Below are 16906 nucleotides of genomic sequence, written 5' to 3'. Positions count from 1 at the left end.
GGCACACGCACGGGCACAAGCCGCCGGTCGGCGGTCTGCGGGGCGCCCCTCTGTCCTTTTGCCTGAGAGTTTAAAAGCGCGGAAAACCGCAGCTTCGTGCCCCTTCGGCGCCGGATCGAACCGGTCTCTCCAGAGTTGTGTTACGGGTGGTATCGGGCCTGAGCGATTACGGGCGTTGCGCCTTCGGCAGCGGTGTTCCGCTTCTCCCACCGTGTTGCCCGCCGATTATAGCCCGTTGCGGGCCCGGCCAGCGGCCGCCGGTCGGTGCCGCCGCGCCTGAATGGCCGATGGCCCGGCCGTGCGTTTTGTGCAGTGCTGCATGGCATCAGGCGCAATCCCCACCTATGATGGGCGGATACCCGAATTCATCTGGCGCCGTCCCCGTTGTTGCGGGACCGGCGCCCGCCGTGCGTGCCCCGCATGGCCCTGCCGGACGCTTCCTCCATGACCGCCGCTGTTGCCCCTTCCACCCGCCGCATGGCCCTGCTGCTTGCCGGCCTGGCCATGTTCGGCCCGTTCTCGATCGACACCATCTTCCCGGCGTTCCCGCAGCTGGCCCAGCGCCTGGCGGTGGACGAGGTGGCGGTGCAGCAGACCATCAGCGTGTACCTGCTGTTCTACGGCCTGATGAGCCTGGCGCACGGCCCGCTGTCCGATGCCTGGGGCCGCAAGCGGGTGATCCTGGGCGGCCTGGTGGTGTTCGTCGGCGCCTCGGTCGGCTGCGCGCTGTCCACCGACCTGTCCACGCTGCTGGCGTTCCGCGCGCTGCAGGGCCTGTCGGCGGGTGTCGGCATGATCGTCGGCCGCGCGGTGATCCGCGACCTGTACCACGGCCACGATGCCCAGCGGCTGATGAGCCAGGTGTCGATGCTGTTCGGCATCGCTCCGGCCATCGCACCGATCATCGGTGGCTGGATCCTGCTCAGTGGCGCCGGCTGGCCGCTGATCTTCTGGTTCCTGGTGGTGTTCGGGCTGGTGCTGTTGGCGGCCACCGCGCGCTTCCTGCCGGAAACCCATGCGGTCGAGGCACGGGTGCCGCTGTCGCCGCGCGTGCTGCTGCGTGACTACGTGCGCATCGGCTTCAACCCGCGCTTCCTGCGCCTGGCGCTGGCCGGCAGCATCGGTTTCGGCGGCATCTTCCTGTACATCTCCTCGGCACCGGTGTTCGTGATGCAGCACCTGCACCTGGGCGAGGGCGGTTTCGCCTGGTTGTTCATCCCCACCATCGGTGGCATGACCACCGGCTCGTTCCTGTCCGGGCGCATGGCCGGGCACACCACGCCCACACGCCAGGTCGCCATCGGTTTCAGCCTGTGCGCGCTGTCGGCGCTGCTGAATGTCGGCTACGTGGCGCTGTCGCCGCAGTTCGTGCTGCCGTGGGCGGTGCTGCCGATCTTCCTGGGCGGCATGGGCATGGCCCTGATCTTCCCGATCCTGGCCTTGGCGGTGCTGGACATGTACCCGCACCAGCGCGGCCTGGCCTCGTCGCTGCAGGCCTTCGTGCAGCTGATGATCAGCACCGTGGTGGCCGGCGTGGTGTCGCCGCTGCTCAGTGCCAGCCCGCTGCACCTGGCGCTGGGCCAGGCCGCGTTCTTCGGCGCCGGATTCGTTTTCTGGTACTGGGAACACCAGCGTGAACGCGCGGCGCAGGCAGCCTGCACGGGCCATTGAGCAGCGCGCAGGGGTAGGGCAGGCCGCGATGCCCGTAACGCTTGCGGCGAGGAACGACCGGACTAGGCTGGGGACTCCAGCCAGCCGGTGCGTGGATGCACGACAGCCAGCCGATCCGATGTCGTTGCATGAGGTTCCCCCATGGCTGCGCAGCAGACCTATCGCCTGTTCGAGGTGGCGCTGAAGGAGCGCCGCGTTCTTTCCCCTTCCCTGGACCGCATGGTGTTCACTGGTGCCGACGTGGCGCGGATGAAGACCGAAGGCCCGGACCAGCGCATCAAGGTGTTCTTCCCCTTGCCCGGCCAGGACGTGCCGCAGGTCCCCAGCGGCGAGGACTGGTATCCGCGCTACCGGGCGCTGCCGGACGACCAGCGCCCGCCCATGCGCACCTACACCATCCGCCACCTGCGCGCCGAGCAGGGCGAGGTCGACGTTGATTTCGTGCTTCATGGCGAGACCGGGCCGGCCTCGCGCTGGGCCATCCACGCGCGACCGGGCGACCGCGTAGTGCTGCTGGCCCCCGATGCCGACTGTGCCGACAGCAGCGAAGGCTGGGAATGGAAACCGCCGGCGGGAGTCGGCCAGGTGCTGCTGGTGGCGGATGAAACCGCGCTGCCGGCGGTGGCCGGAATTCTTGAGGAACTGGCGGCCATGGTCGACCCACCGCGCACGCTGGCGCTGCTGGAGGTGGCGCAGGCCGGTGATGCGGTGCACCTGAAGGCGCCCTCCAGCGCCGAGCTGGTCTGGCTGCCGCGCGGGCAGGCCGCCTACGGACAGCCGTTGCTGCAGGCGGTCCAGGCGCGGTTGGCAGCGACCTCGAGCGTGGCTGCCGGCGATGCGCTGGAGGAGATCGACGTCGATACGCAGATCCTCTGGGAGCAGGCTGATACCCGCGTGGCCGGTCCGCTGTATGCCTGGGTGGCGGGTGAGGCGGGGGCGGTGATGGCGATCCGCCGCCACCTGGTGCGCGATTGCGGGCTGGACCGCCGCGCGATCACCTTCATGGGCTACTGGCGGCATGGCAAGGTGCTGGACTGACCTGACTGGATCGAGCACGCGTGAAGCAGCGCTGCGGGCGGGGTGCGCTATCCTTGCGCCCCCCTTCGCAGCGGTACCGCACCATGTCCACCAGTTCCAAGACCCGCCGCGACCAGCGCCGTCGCCAGGAAAAGCAGGCCGCCAACAAGGCCGCCGCGCAGGCGTCGCCGGTGGAACCGCATGCCGAACTGCGCGATGCTCAGCGCACCCTGCTGGCCGGTGTCGTGCGCCGCGACGGTGAATGGGTGCTGGGCATGGACGGCCGCATCGCGGGCCACAGCGAGAGCGCTGCGCAGGTGCTGGCGCTGATCATGCAGGCCGGTGAGCTGCACGAGCGCAATGGCACGCCGGTGCGCCTGATGTACTCCGATGCACTGCGCGATGCCGCACAGGCCGAAGCGCAGGAGAAAGGCCAGACCTTCGAGGAATTCAAGGCCGAGCTGGCCGCGGCGATGGCGGCGAAGAAGAACAGCTGATCCGCCGTGGGTAGCGCCGGGCCATGCCCGGCGAGCGCAGCGGTGCGATGAAGAGCCGCCGGGCATGGCCCGGCGCTACCGGAAACATCAGGGGCGGATCCTCGCGGACCCGCCCCTTTTCTCATTTTGCTGCCGGGGCCGCGTTGGCCTGCCAGCCGCACATCTGGCCTTCGTTCTGCTGCTTCAGCCACTCGTTGACCGGGGTGAAGTACTCGATCATCGGGCCGGCATCGAGCTTGTCGGTACCGGTCAGTTCCTTCAGCGTGGCCTGCCACGGCTGGCTGGCACCCTTGCTCAGCATCGCCCAGTACTTCTGGCCGGCTTCCTTGTTGCCGTAGAAAGTGCACTCACGCAGCGGGCCCTTGTAGCCGGACGCGTCGCACAGGCCCTTGTAGAACTGGAACTGCAGGATGCGCGCCAGGAAGTAGCGGGTGTACGGGGTGTTGCCCGGCACGTGGTACTTCGCGCCCGGATCGAAGAACTCTTCGCCACGGGTGCTGGCCGGCGCCACGCCCTGGTACTTGGCCTTCAGGTCCCACCACGCCTTGTTGTAGTTGTCGGCGGTGATCGAGCCATCGAACACGCCCCAGCGCCAACGGTCGATCATCAGCCCGAACGGCAGGAACGACACGCCCGACAGCGCCATGCGCATCTGGTTGTTGATGACCGCCTCGCGGCTTTCGGTCGGCGCATCGACCAAGCCGATCGAGCTGAGGTACTTGGGCGTCATCGCCAGCACGATGGTGTCGCCGATTGCTTCATGGAAGCCATCGTTGGCACCGCCCTGGAACAGCGGCGGCAGCGGGTTGTAGGCCAGGTCGTAATAGATGTGGCCCAGCTCGTGGTAGATGGTGGTGAAGTTCTCTTCGTTCGGCTTGATGCACATCTTGGTGCGCACGTCGCCTTCCATGTTCATGTCCCAGGCGCTGGCGTGGCAGACCACGTCGCGGTCGTCAGGCTTGATGAACTGGGTCTTTTCCCAATAGGACTGCGGCAGCGACGGCATGCCAAGCGACACGTAGAAGTCCTGCGCGCGCTCGGTCATCTGCTTGGCGGTACGCAGTTCGGCCTCACGCTGCGCCTTGTACTGGGCGGCCACGTTGGCGTCCTTGCCGGCCTTGGCCAGCGCCGCGCTCAGGTTGGTCTGGTACTGCTTTTCCAGCGCTGCGGTGATGTCCAGGCTGCCAGCGCCCGGATACGGTTCCAGCTGGTCCCACAGGTTCGACCAGTCCTGCTGCCACATGTTGCCCAGCAGGTGCGCGGCGATCAGGCCGTTGCCCACTTCGGCCTTGTCCTTGCCGTAGGTCTTGTCCAGCTTGCCGCGTGCGTAGCAGTGCAGCTGCTCGTACATCGGCTTGACCTGTTCCCACAGGCGATCGGTTTCCGGGCCGATCTGCTCCGGCGGCATGTCGTAGCCGCTGCGCCACATCTGGCCGGCATCGGTGAAGCCCATGCCCTTGGCACCTTCGTTCACCAGGCCGACGAACTTCTGGTAGTCGCCGCGCATGCTCTTGGTGGTGCTGTGCCAGCCCTGCCAGGCGTCGAGCTGCTTGTCGTAATCGCGGCTGCGTGCCAGTACCTGTTCCAGCTCGCCCAGCTGGCGGCAGGAGTTGGGATCGTTGGCGTCGGTGCAGTACTTGCCGGCACCGTAGCTGCCTTCCATGCGGGTGGCGATCTGGGTCAGCTCGGCCAGCTTGGCCGGATCGCGTGGCGCCGGCATCGAGGACATCAGTTTCAGCAGGTGGATCGCGCGCTTGCTGTCCTCGCTCATCGGCTTGCCATCGAACTTGGCGGCCTGCTCGATCCAGCTGTTGAGCTGGGTCAGCGAGCGCTCGTTGGCCTTGGCCGCGATGCGTTCGGAGTCACTGTTGATGTAGGTGGAGGACAGCCACTGCGCCGAGGTCATCTCCGGGTAGGCGGCCTTGAATTCGGCATTGATGCGGGCCACGAACTGGTCGGCGGTTTCGCCGGCCGGGGCGCTGCTGCTGGCGGTATCGGTGCCTGGGGCAGCTTCCTTCTTGCAGGCGGCCAGGGCCAGCGTGGCGACGGCGACTGCCGAGGCCAGCAGGAGATGACGGTGTTTCACGGGCGGTCCTTGGGTGGTGAACGACGGCCGAAGGCTAGTGGGCCGTCGCTGCCACCGCAAGTGGCGGAAGTCGGCCGGGCGGCGCCCGGCACCCGCAGAGGCTTTCAAGCAACGGCAAAGCCGAAGCAACAGCAACAGCGGACTATCCGTGGTTTGGCGGGGCGGGTCCGGTTGCGGGGGGCGCCGTAAATCCGTCCATGGAGGCTCGGTCGCGCCATCCATGGCGCTCACGCCCCCGCAACCGGACCCACCCCGCCTTCGACAGATTTCCGCGACCTGTCATTGATCCACGCCATGCGTGGATGCTTTTCGAATTCAATTCGACTATTCGATTCCGATGGAAATTCATCCACGCATGGCGTGGATCTACCAGATCGGGACAATCTGTCAGAGGTGGAGCGGTGTCGGAGTGCGGGGTGTCAGCCGCATGGATGCGGCTGCCAAGCCTACATGGACGTACTTGCGGCGTCCCCGCATTCCGACACCGCCCCGCCAAGCCACGAATCTCCTGCTTCTGCTGTTGCCGTTGCTTGTGCAGTGGCCTCGGCGGGTGCAGGGCGCAGCCCTGCCGACAAACCCTCAACTCTCGCAGTTGGCGAACACGTCGCGATCGCGCTCGTACAGCGCCGTCTTCACCTGCATCAGCCCCAGCACCGACGGGAACAGGTTGTCGTGGTCGGTATAGGCCGCCGAACGCCTGCGCACGCATTGCAGGTCCAGCCCGCGGCTGCTGGCGAAGCCCGGCGAGAACCACATCGTCATCGGCACCCGGGTCTGCTCGGCCGGGGCGATGGCGTAAGGCACGCCGTGCAGGAACAGGCCCTTCTCGCCCAGTGACTCGCCGTGGTCGGACAGGTAGATCATCGCCGTGTCGTAGTCCTGCATGCCCTGCAGCGTGCCGATGGTCTTGCTCAGGAAGTGATCGGTGTACAGCACGGCGTTGTCGTAGCTGTTGGTGATCTCTTCGCGCGAGCAGCGGCCGATGTCACGGGTATCGCAGGTTGGCTTGAAGCGGGCGAAGGCGGCCGGATAGCGCTCGAAATAGGCCGGGCCATGGTTGCCCAGCTGGTGCAGCACCACCACGCGGTCGCCGGGCTTGGCACGCACCTGGGTGGCCAGGTCCTGCAGCAGGATCTCGTCCATGCAGCGGCCGTCGGCGCACAGGCCCGGGGTGGTCGCATCGGACAGCGACTGGAACTCCAGGCCTTCGCACACGCCCTTGCATCCGGACTGGTTGTCACGCCACAACGGTGCGATGCCGGCACGGTTCAGCACATGCAGCAGCGACTGGTGTGCACGGATCTTCTTCTCGTCGTAGTCGTGGCGTCCCCACGGCGAGAACAGGCATGGCAGCGACACTTCGGTGCTGGTGCCGCAGGAGTGCATGTCGGGGAAGTTGATCACCGGTGCCTGGGCCAGTTCCGGGGTGGTGTTGCGGCCACCGTTGAGGCCCCAGTTCTGTGCGCGCACGGTTTCGCCCATGACGATCACCAGCAGGCGCGGCTTGCTGGCAGGTGCACGCGGGGTGGCCTTGGCATCGGTACCGATCGGCAGCTTCGGCGCGCGCTGCACCGGGTTGTCGCCACGCAGTGCGCGCGGCATGCCCAGCAGCACGTTGGCCGGGGTGGCGAGGTAACGCACTTCGCGCTGGTTGCGCATCAGTGCCGAGATATCCTGGAACGAGATCAATGCGCCGCCTACCGCGGTCACTGCCGCCACCACCAGGAAGCCGACGCGCCAGAGCAGGCTGCGACCCCAGCTGCGACGGCGCAGCTGCACGCGCCACAGCACGATCATCGGCAACACCGCCAGCAACAGCACCGGCCACACCAGCGACACGGTCATCAGCTCGCGGCTTTCCTTGGGATCGGTCGCCAGCACGTTGCGCAACATGTCCGCATCCAGGTAGATGTGGTAACGGCTCATGTAGTGCGCGGCGAATGCGGTCACCAGCAGCAACAGGCTGATCACCACCCTGGCGTTCCAGCGCCAGACCAGGATGCCCAGCAGCACGCCGTGCGCACCCAGCAGCAACAGCAGCAGCGACAGCGCGTAGCGCAGGCTGCCCGGATGGCTGGCCATCGCGCTGTGCCAGAACAGGCCGTTGCCGGCCACCGCGAAGAACAGGCTGGTCAGTGCGATCAGTGCTTCGGTGGACAGCTGCGGCCGCCAACGGCGAAGGTTCGCCAACGCGGGAAGGCGGGCGGGGCGTTGGACCGATGCACTCATGCGTTTGCCTCCTGGCGGTGGGGACGGTCCAGCTGACGACGTGCCAGGACGCGTTTGACGATCAGATACAGGCCCAGCGAAAGCAGCCAGCAGATCAACGCAGTGGCAACGTCATGCGAAAGGAAATGGGCGCCCCGCAGCTGCTGGCTGATGCCGAATACCAGGCCGGTGCCGAGGCCGATCCACAGCCCGGCCAAGCGCCAGGACGGGCGCCACAGCAACGCGAAGAAATACAGGCAGAGCCACGCGTAGCCTGCGCTGGCATGCCCCGCAGGGAAGCAGGCCTGCGCGGCCATTCCGGCCGGGCGTGTGGTGAACAGACCGATGAAAGGCTGGTTGCCACCATAGCGGAGCAGGTCCCAGGGGCATTCCATCGGCACCAGCGACTTCAGAAGGGAGATCACGCCGGTGCCCAGCGCCATGGCAATCACGACATAAAGCAGCGCCCATTGCAGGGTGCAATCGCGACCCTTACGCCAGTGGTGGAAACACAGCAGGATCGCGACCAGCGCCGCTGCCGTGCTCAGCCACTTGCCGGCCTTGTGCACCAGGGTGCGGGTGCCCCAGGCGTCCTGCAACGCCCAATGGCCGCCCTCAAGACGGAACAGGTGGTCGGCCACCCATTGATCACCGCCGAATCCCATCAGCAGCGTAAACACGGGCAGACCGATTGCGACAGGCAGCCAGAGGTGAGTTACGGCAAATCGTGACGCCAGTGGCGATGTCGCAAGCGGCGCTACCGAATCAAGGGGACGGACGGGCATGCTGGGAAAGGGCGGTTCGGGAATCCGCGGTCATGCTCGTCACCTGGATGTCGGAGAAGGGTCGGACGCTCGTTCGTGCCGGGTTAATGCTTGCCCGGCACATGTCAACGTTCAGTCTTCTTCGGCGGTCGATCCTGTCCGCTCGGCGTGGCAGTCCGGGTTCCATGCAGTACCGGGAAGCAGTTGCCAACGATTCCTGTTGGCGACACCGATGTCGATCACCTTGGCCGGATCCACGCAGGGGCTCATCGCGTCGTCCAGCACCAGCAGCCAGCGCTTGTCCGGTGCCTCGGCCAGCCACGGGCCGGCATCGTGCCATTGCTCGGCCCAGGGGCGCTTGAAGCCGAACTCGCGTACCGGGCGGTCGGCCTGCAGCAGGTTCTGTTCGCGCCAGGCCACCAGCGCCAGTTCGGCGTCTGGTCCGATCCGCGCGCCGACCCGGCGCATCAGCGCCGACGCCGAGGCGTAGGGGTCCAGCGCCGGAATCAGCACCAGGCCGTAGAGCATCCACAGCATGCCGTGGGTCAGCAGCACCAGCGTCGCGGCACGACGTACCCGCAGCCACACGATCAGCGTGGCCAGGGCAATGGCGAAGGTCAGCAGGCCATCGCCCAGCACCGGCAGCAGCGTATCTGGCATGGCGCGGCGTTCCAGTTGCGCCAACGCCCACGGGTGCTCGGTCATCAGCATCACGCCGAGCACGCCGGTGGCCAGCATCAGCACCACGCTGTAGCCGAACAGGTAGCGGCGCACGCACAGGCGGCGCAACAGGCCGGGCAGCAGCGGGGCCACGGCCAGTGCCATTGCCGGCAGCATCGGCAACAGATACACCTCGCGCTTGCCCGGGCTGGCACTGAAGAACACCAGTACCAGCACCGCCCAGCCCAGCAGCAGCCATTGGCGACGGTCGCCACGGCGGATACGGCGCCACCAGGGCTTGAACAGCATCGGCAGCAGCAGGCTGCCCGGCAGCCATAGGGTCAGGATCACCTGCAGGTAGTACCAGGCCGGCTGCCGGTGGTGCCAGGCATTGGCGTAACGGGTACCGGTCTGCTTGAACAGCAGCTCATGCGCGTAGGCCTGCAGTTCGGCGCTGGGCGTGTGCAGCAGGGCCCAGCCCAGCGGCGCCAGCCACACGCCCACGCCCAGCAGGAACGCCGGGATCAGCCACAGCAGCGTTGCCGGGTGCGGACCCTCCACGCGGTACCCGCGACGGCGCTGGTACAGCCACCAGCCGAACCAGGGCAGCACCATCAGCAACGGCAGGAAACCCACGCCCTTGGTCACCGTGCCGACGCCTGCGGCGAAACCGGCCAGCCACAGCGCGGGCAGGTTACGACGTTCGCACAGGTGCCGCATCAAGCCCCACACGGCGACGGTGGTCATCCCCACCAGCACCATGTCGATCTGCGCACGCTTGGCCATCAGCCCGAACTGCAGGGTGCAGAACAGCGCCGCGAGGGCATAGATGGAATGCCGCGGCGACCACAGCCGCCGTGCCAGATCCGACACCAGCCACAGGCTCAGCAGGGCGCCCAGCAATGACGGCAGCAGGAACGACCACTGCCAGCTGCCGACCACCTCGTAAGCGGCCGCCTGCAGCCACATGAACACCGGTGGTTTCTCGGCATACAGCTCGCTGCCACGATGCGGCAGCAGCCATTGCCCGCTCTCGACCATGGTCCTCGCGGCCAGCACGAAGCGCGGCTCGTCCGGCGGCTGCGGCTGCCGAAGGCCGATGCCCGCTGCCAATGCAGCAATGATCAGCAGCCACAACAGGGGCAGGCGCCAACGGCGGGGCAGGGCTACGGGCACGGCAGGCTCCGGGAGCAAAACGGCCATTCTGAGGTGGCGGGGGTGGGAAAAGCGTCAGAAGGGGGGCGGGACGACCGCATTCCGACATGGGCGGCGCTACCATGGTACGAACTTCCGTGGATGTTTCGTGCATGCGTCTGTTGGTGATCGAGGACAACCGCCAGCTGGTGGCCAACCTGTTCGACTATTTCGAGTCGCGCGGGCATGTGCTCGACGTGGCCCCGGATGGCATCACTGGCCTGCACCTGGCCGGAAGCCATCCCTACGACGCGGTGATCCTGGACTGGATGCTGCCGCGCATGGAGGGGCCGGAGGTGCTGCGCCGGCTGCGCACCGAGCATGCATCGGAAGTGCCGGTGATCATGCTGACCGCGCGTGACGAGCTGCCGGACAAGATTGCCGGCTTCCGTGCCGGCGCCGACGACTACCTGACCAAGCCGTTCGCGCTGCCGGAACTGGAGGTGCGGCTGGAAGCGCTGCTGCTGCGCGCGCAGGGCCGCAACCCGCGCAAGCGCCTGCAGGTGGGCGACCTGGTGCTGGATCTGGCGACGCTGGAGGCCCAGCGTGAGGGCCAGGTGCTGCACCTGTACCCGGCGTGCCGCAAACTGCTGGAAGTGCTGATGCGGGCCAGCCCGGGTGCGGTGACACGACAGCAGCTGGAGTTCGCCCTGTGGGGCGACGAGCCGCCGGATGGTGACCTGCTGCGCTCGCATGTCTACGAGTTGCGTCGCAGCGTTGACGGCCCGTTTGCCGAGAAGCTGATCCACACCCTGCCGCGGGTGGGTTATCGGCTGGCCGTGACCACCGGCAGCGACGCTGGCAAGGATACTGATGAAGGCGCGTAAGCCCGGGCCGCTGTACCGGCGCGTGCTGTGGTGGTTGCTGGGCTACCTGGCGCTGCTTTCGCTGGCGGTGTTCAGCGTCGGCAATTACGTGCATGAGCATGCCGAGCACGCTGCCTGGCGCGCGCTGCTCAATTCCGAACTGGACAGCATCGTCGAACATGTCGAACACGAGCCGCACTACCGCTGGCAGGATTCGGACACGCTCAGCCTCTACCGCTTCGACGCGGTCAACCTGCCCGACAGCCTGCGTACCCTGCATCCCGGGCTGCATGACGGGGTGATGGTGAAGGGCCGCGAGACGGCGGTGATGGTGCGCGAGACCGAATCGATGGGGCGGGTCGCGCTGGCGCTGGATATCTCCGACTTCCACGATCTGGAGCAGTTCGCCACGCGCTGGGTGATGCTGGCGGGCGTGATCATGATCTTCGTCACCGTGCTGATGGCGTCCTTCGGCATGGAGCGGATGGTGCGACCGTTGAGCCTGCTGGCGCAGCGCATCGCCGATCTGCGGCCCGGTGCGCAGGGGCAGCGCATAGAGGTCGACCCGCGTGGCAGCTCCGAGCTGCACACGATTGCCGGTGCACTGAACGATTACCTGGACCGCAACGAACAGTTCGTCGAACGCGAGCGGGTGTTCATCAGCACCGCCAGCCATGAACTGCGCACGCCGATCGCGGTGATGACCGGTGCCGCCGAACTGGCGCTGGAGCAACCGGGCCTGCCCGAGCGTGCGCGCCAGCAGATGCAGCGGGTACTGCGCACCGCGCAGAGCGTGGAGCAGCTGATCGAACTGCTGCTGGTGCTGGCGCGTGATCCGGCACGACTGGCGGCGCGTGCCGAGCGCATCGCGCTGGACCAGCTGCTGCCGGAGATCGTCGACGACCATCGCCATCTGTTGGGCGACAAGGACCTGAGCATCGGCATCCAGGCCGCGCCGGTGGACATCGTCGCGCCGCTGGCAGTGGTGCAGGCGGCGATCGGCAACCTGGTGCGCAACGCCATCGAGAACAGTGGCCGTGGCCACATCGAATTGCGGCTCAGTTCGGCGGCGGTGCTGACCCTGCAGGACCCCGGGCATGGCATGAGCCCGGAGGAGATCGCGGCCATCCACGCGCGGATGGCCCGTGGCGAGCGCGCCGATCGTGGCGGCGGCATCGGGCTGGATCTGATCGCGCGGCTCTGCGAGCACCTGGGCTGGACCCTGCAGCTGCAGCCCTGCGAGCCGCGTGGCACGCGTGTCACGCTCGATTTCAGTGCCTCGCGACCGGGCTGATCCGGCCGTCCTGGTAGATGCCAACCCTGGTTGGCATGCTGCCCGTCGACCAAGGTCGACGCCTACCCACGCAATGGCTGTCCGCGTCAACGCCCGTTCGGCCGCGCCACATGCTGGTCGATCAGGATCACGTTGCCGTCGGGATCGGCCAGCTGCAGGTAGCCGGTCCCCTGGCCATCGGGATCGGTGCGGACTGCCAGCGCGATGCCCCTGGCGTCCAGCTCCGCCTGCAGCTCGCGCACATCCTGGAAGTGGGTCAGTTCCTGCTTGTGCTGGTCCCAGCCGGGGTTGAAGGTCAGCAGGTTGCCCTCGAACATGCCCTGGAACAGGCCGATCACGGTGCCGTTGCTGCGCAGCACCAGCCAGTTCTGTGCTGGATCGACGCCGGTGACCGAGAAGCCCAGGGCTTCGTAGAAGGCACGGGAGGCCGCGAGATCCTTCACCGAGAGACTGACCGAAAAGGCGCCAAGCTGCATGAGTAGGCTCCCTGAGGGGATGGAGGCGTGGTCGGCACTGCAGCATGACCCGGCGTGAAGACAATGTTAATCTCGACCTGCGCCGCTTTATGCGGCGCTTTTTTTTCTCCGCTCTTTCGATCGACAGAGGATCCCGTGCCGACCGAACCCGCTACTGCCCTGATCAGCAACGACATCGTTGGACTGGGCCTGATTGCCGCCACCCTGGCCCTGATCTTCTGGGCCGCCAGTGGTCCGACCCCGCTGCTGAAGAAGATCTTCGCCTGGGTGCCGGCACTGCTGCTGTGCTATTTCATCCCCGCCATCTACAACACCGCTGGTGTCATCGATGGCCACAACACCTCGCTGTACAACCCGGTCGCGCGTGACGTGCTGCTGCCGGCCGCGCTGGTCCTGCTGACCCTGTCGATCGACCTGAAGGGCGTCATCAAGCTCGGGCCGAAACTGCTGCTCGTGTTCTGCGCCGGTACCGCCGGCATCATGCTCGGCGCTATCGTCTCGTTCCAGCTGATGAAGCTGATCCATCCGGAAACCGTGGCCGGTGATACCTGGGCGGGCATGGCGGCGCTGGCCGGCAGCTGGATCGGTGGCGGCGCCAACATGGTCGCCATGCGCGAAGTGTTCGGCACCGATGCCACCACCTTCGGCCAGTTCGCCGTGGTCGACGTGGCCTGCGCCAGCCTGTGGATGGCGATCCTGCTGTTCCTGGCCAACCGCGCACAGCAGATCGACACCCGCAATGGTGCCGACACCCGCGCCATCGACGAGATGAAGGCACGCATCAGTGCCTACGAGGCGCAGAACGCGCGCATTCCCAGCATGACCGACCTGATGGTGATCGTCGGCGTGGCACTGGGCGGCGTCGGCCTGGCCCATGCGATCGCCGCGCCGCTGGCGGGCTGGTTCAAGGCCCATGTCAGCTGGGCCAGCCAGTTCAGCCTGGACAGCCAGTTCGTGTGGGTGATCCTGCTGTCCACCGCGATGGGCCTGGGCCTGAGCTTCACTCGTGCACGCAGGTTGGAAGCGGCCGGTGCATCGCGGCTGGGCACGGTGTTCCTGTACTTCCTGATCGCCTGCATCGGCATGCAGATGAACCTGTTGTCGCTGCTGGACCGGCCATGGCTGTTCCTGCTCGGTGCGATCTGGATGGCCACGCACGTGCTGGTGCTGTGGGTCGTGGCCAAGCTGCTGCGCGCGCCGCTGTTCTTCTTCGCCATCGGCTCGCAGGGCAACATCGGCGCTGCGGCCTCGGCGCCGGTGGTGGCAGCGGCGTTCCATCCGACGCTGGCCCCGGTGGGCGTGCTGTTGGGCACGGTGGGCTATGCCACTGGTACCGGCCTGGCGTATGTCACCGGTCTGATCCTGAAGTGGATGGCCACCGGCTGAGGAGGCCAGCCAGGCGGCGCCCGGCACCCGCGGTAGTGCCGGCCGCTGGCCGGCAACCTCAACATCAAAAGCCAGAGCGGCATTCCGTGTGATGACGGGGGGGGGTGCGGTTGAGGGGGACGGCGTGAATACGTCCATGTAGCCTCGGTCGCGCCATCCATGGCGCTCACGCCCCCTCAACCGGACCCACCCGCCTTCGACAGGTTCACGCGGCTGTGGGTAACGGCGACTGCTGGTACGCGCGGCTTTTGGTAGGTGTCGACCTTGGTCGACACCATTTTTCTGTCAGATATCGATAAATAAAACGGGGTCAGATCCGTCTTCTTTCGGAAAACGGATCTGACCCCGCATGTGTCTCGCCGTCACCGGCAATCCGACACCGCCCCGCCAAGCAAACAGAAACCCAGAGCCGACGCTCCAGCAGTTGCAGTTGCAGTTTGTAGTTGCTCGGGCTTTTGCGGGCGCCGGGCTGCAAGCCCGGCACCCAACCCTCAACAGCAGCGGCCGCCATTGCGTCCGCCGTAACGCGCTTCCTGGCGTTCGCGGAAGAACGTCTTGTAGTCCATCGGCTCCTGGTCCGGATGCTTTTCCAGCATGTGCCGGACGTAGTTGTCGTAATCAGGAATGCCACAGCACAGCCGTGCGGTCTGCACCAGGCGCCGCCAGATGCGGCGGTGGGCCTGGTACTGGCCGGCGGGAACCAGTTGCGTGCTCATCACAGATCCACCATTTCATGCGGCTTCAGCGCCACGTACGGGGTCTCGCGGTCGCTGCGCTGCGGATTGCGGCGGGCCGCCAGGATGGTCTTGATCGAATACACCAGCACCGCGCCCACCACCAGCAGGAACAGCGCGGTCAGGCCGGTGTTGACGTAGGCGTTGACCACGATCTGCTTCATCTGCGCCACTGACTTGGCCGGTGCGGTGATGGTGTCGCTGGCGAGCGCGGCCTGGAACTTGTGTGCCTGTGCCAGGAAGCCCTGTGCCGGGTTGCTGTCGAAGATCTTGATGAAGCCGGCGTAGGTGGTGCAGATCAGCAGCCACACTGCCGGTACTGCGGTAACCCACGCATAGCGGTCACGCTTCATCTTGAACAGCACCACCGTGCCCAGCATCAGCGCGATACCGGCCAGCATCTGGTTGGAGATGCCGAACAGCGGCCACAGTGTCTGGATGCCACCGAACGGATCGACCACGCCGGTGTAGAGCAGGTAGCCCCACAGCGCCACGCAGCCTGCGGTACCGATGATGTTGGCGGTCCACGACTCGGTCTTCTTCAGGGCCGGCACGAAGTTGCCCAGCAGGTCCTGCAGCATGAAGCGTCCGGCGCGGGTACCGGCGTCCACCGCGGTCAGGATGAACAACGCCTCGAACAGGATCGCGAAGTGGTACCAGAACGCCATCATCGCGTCGCTGCCACTGGGAATTGCTTCGTGCAGGATCTGCGCGATGCCCACCGCCAGTGTCGGCGCACCACCGGCACGATGCAGGATGGTCGGTTCGCCGATCGCCGCCGCGGTCGCAGTCAGCTGTTCGGGCGTGATGGTGAAGCCCCAGGTGTTGGTGATGTAGTGCGCCGCCGAGGCCGCGTCGGCACCGATCACCGCGGCCGGGCTGTTCATCGCGAAGTAGATGCCCGGGTCGATGATCGATGCGGCCACCAGTGCCATCACCGCTACGAACGATTCCATCAGCATGCCGCCGTAGCCGATGTAGCGCATGTGCGCTTCATTGGCCAGCAGCTTCGGCGTGGTGCCCGAGGAAATCAGGGCATGGAAACCAGAGACCGCACCGCAGGCGATGGTGATGAACAGGAACGGGAACATGCCGCCCTTCCACACCGGACCATCACCGCTGGCGGCGAACTGGGTCAGCGCCGGCATCTTCAGTTCCGGCATCACCACCAGGATGCCGATGGCCAGCGCGATGATGGTGCCGATCTTGAGGAAGGTCGACAGGTAATCACGCGGGGCCAGCAGCAGCCACACCGGCAGCACCGAGGCGACGAAGCCGTAGCCGATCAGCATCCAGGTGATCTGGGTGCCGGTGAAGGTGAACGCCGGGCCCCAGACCGGATCGGCGGCGACCTTGCCGCCGTACCAGATCGCAGCCAGTAGCAGGATCAGGCCAACCACCGAGATCTCGCCGATCTTGCCGGGGCGGATGTAGCGCATGTACACGCCCATCAGGATCGCGATGGGCATCGTCGCGATCACCGTGAACATGCCCCACGGGCTTTCGGCCAGCGCCTTGACCACCACCATCGCCAGCACCGCCAGGATGATGATCATGATCAGGAACGCGCCGAACAGCGCGATGGTGCCGGGCACCTGGCCCATCTCTTCTCTTACCAGGTCGCCCAGCGAACGGCCGTTGCGGCGGCTGGACAGGAACAGGACCATGAAGTCCTGCACCGCGCCGGCCAGCACCACGCCCACCACCAGCCACAACAGGCCGGGCAGGTAGCCCATCTGCGCAGCCAATACCGGGCCGACCAGCGGGCCGGCACCGGCGATGGCGGCAAAGTGATGGCCGAACAGCACGTGCTTGTTGGTCGGCACGTAGTCCAGGCCATCGTTGTTGATCACCGCCGGGGTGGCCCGGGTCGGATCCAGCTGCATCACCTTGTTGGCGATGAACAGGCTGTAGAAGCGGTAGGCGACCAGGTACAGCGAAACCGCTGCCACCACGATCCACAGTGCGTTGATGTGTTCGCCGCGGCGCAGGGCCACGGTGCCCAGACAGAATGCGCCGAGCAGGGCGAGTACCGCCCAGCCCAGTTTGGAAAACCCTTTCATGAGGTGCTCTCTCCCGGAAAGACAGACAAAGAGTCCCGCGTGCCCTCGAC

13 protein-coding genes and 1 riboswitch are annotated in these 16906 nt (G+C 66.5%); of the genes, 6 read left to right on the top strand and 7 right to left on the bottom strand.

Annotation, left to right across the window (positions count from 1 at the left end; all coding sequences use genetic code 11):
* Positions 1-40: 40 nt before the first annotated feature.
* Positions 41-143, bottom strand: a riboswitch (glycine riboswitch).
* Positions 144-444: 301 nt separating this feature from the next.
* The 3 genes from GOC52_RS15280 to GOC52_RS15270 all read left to right on the top strand — a co-directional run bounded on the left by GOC52_RS15280 (position 445) and on the right by GOC52_RS15270 (position 3185).
* Complete coding sequence (locus GOC52_RS15280; RefSeq protein ID WP_010482798.1) at positions 445-1671, top strand: multidrug effflux MFS transporter; 1227 nt, start codon at positions 445-447, stop codon at positions 1669-1671.
* Positions 1672-1812: 141 nt separating this feature from the next.
* Positions 1813-2709, top strand: a complete 897-nt coding sequence (locus tag GOC52_RS15275; RefSeq protein ID WP_019338659.1) for a siderophore-interacting protein — start codon at positions 1813-1815, stop codon at positions 2707-2709.
* An 83-nt stretch (positions 2710-2792) separates the two neighbouring features.
* Positions 2793-3185 (top strand): hypothetical protein, encoded by a 393-nt coding sequence (locus GOC52_RS15270; RefSeq protein WP_019338658.1) that lies wholly within the window; start codon positions 2793-2795, stop codon positions 3183-3185.
* A 121-nt stretch (positions 3186-3306) separates the two neighbouring features.
* On the opposite strand, the gene GOC52_RS15265 is transcribed toward GOC52_RS15270, so the two are convergent.
* The 4 genes from GOC52_RS15265 to GOC52_RS15250 form a co-directional block, all read right to left on the bottom strand.
* Positions 3307-5271 carry a M2 family metallopeptidase gene (locus tag GOC52_RS15265; RefSeq protein WP_191849800.1) on the bottom strand — a complete coding sequence of 655 codons (1965 nt, stop codon included), beginning with the start codon at positions 5269-5271 and terminating at the stop codon, positions 3307-3309.
* Positions 5272-5850: 579 nt separating this feature from the next.
* On the bottom strand, positions 5851-7500 hold the full coding sequence (locus GOC52_RS15260) for a phosphoethanolamine transferase (RefSeq protein ID WP_191849798.1): 1650 nt from the start codon (positions 7498-7500) through the stop codon (positions 5851-5853).
* Entirely contained in the window at positions 7497-8264 is a 768-nt protein-coding gene (locus GOC52_RS15255) for a phosphatase PAP2 family protein (RefSeq protein WP_191849796.1), read from the bottom strand. The genes GOC52_RS15260 and GOC52_RS15255 overlap by 4 nt, the downstream gene beginning before the upstream one ends.
* Positions 8265-8375: 111 nt before the next feature.
* A complete protein-coding gene (locus tag GOC52_RS15250) occupies positions 8376-10106 on the bottom strand; it encodes an ArnT family glycosyltransferase (RefSeq protein ID WP_458309519.1) in 1731 nt (576 codons plus the stop codon).
* Positions 10107-10210: 104 nt separating this feature from the next.
* Between GOC52_RS15250 and GOC52_RS15245 the strand changes: the two genes are divergently transcribed.
* Together GOC52_RS15245 and GOC52_RS15240 are read left to right on the top strand one after the other, a co-directional pair.
* Complete coding sequence (locus tag GOC52_RS15245) at positions 10211-10924, top strand: response regulator transcription factor (RefSeq protein ID WP_010482805.1); 714 nt, start codon at positions 10211-10213, stop codon at positions 10922-10924.
* Positions 10911-12197 carry a sensor histidine kinase gene (locus GOC52_RS15240; RefSeq protein WP_010482806.1) on the top strand — a complete coding sequence of 429 codons (1287 nt, stop codon included), beginning with the start codon at positions 10911-10913 and terminating at the stop codon, positions 12195-12197. The genes GOC52_RS15245 and GOC52_RS15240 overlap by 14 nt, the downstream gene beginning before the upstream one ends.
* Before the next feature lie 86 nt (positions 12198-12283).
* On the opposite strand, the gene GOC52_RS15235 is transcribed toward GOC52_RS15240, so the two are convergent.
* Positions 12284-12673: a VOC family protein gene (locus GOC52_RS15235; RefSeq protein ID WP_191849793.1), complete on the bottom strand. Its 390-nt coding sequence runs from the start codon at positions 12671-12673 to the stop codon at positions 12284-12286.
* Positions 12674-12808: 135 nt separating this feature from the next.
* Between GOC52_RS15235 and GOC52_RS15230 the strand changes: the two genes are divergently transcribed.
* Complete coding sequence (locus GOC52_RS15230) at positions 12809-14059, top strand: DUF819 family protein (RefSeq protein WP_010482808.1); 1251 nt, start codon at positions 12809-12811, stop codon at positions 14057-14059.
* Positions 14060-14550: 491 nt separating this feature from the next.
* Here the strand turns inward: GOC52_RS15230 and GOC52_RS15225 are convergent, their stop codons facing one another.
* Together GOC52_RS15225 and GOC52_RS15220 are read right to left on the bottom strand one after the other, a co-directional pair.
* The gene (locus GOC52_RS15225; RefSeq protein WP_005410613.1) at positions 14551-14775 is read right to left on the bottom strand and encodes a YbdD/YjiX family protein; all 225 of its coding nucleotides are present in this window, start codon (positions 14773-14775) and stop codon (positions 14551-14553) included.
* Complete coding sequence (locus tag GOC52_RS15220; protein WP_010482809.1) at positions 14775-16856, bottom strand: carbon starvation CstA family protein; 2082 nt, start codon at positions 16854-16856, stop codon at positions 14775-14777. The genes GOC52_RS15225 and GOC52_RS15220 overlap by 1 nt, the downstream gene beginning before the upstream one ends.
* Positions 16857-16906 lie beyond the last annotated feature (50 nt).

This window comes from Stenotrophomonas sp. SXG-1, assembly GCF_014083965.1.
Taxonomy (GTDB): domain Bacteria; phylum Pseudomonadota; class Gammaproteobacteria; order Xanthomonadales; family Xanthomonadaceae; genus Stenotrophomonas; species Stenotrophomonas geniculata.
The sequence above is the reverse complement of the archived record's forward strand: the minus strand, read 5'-3'. Positions and strand labels throughout refer to the sequence as shown.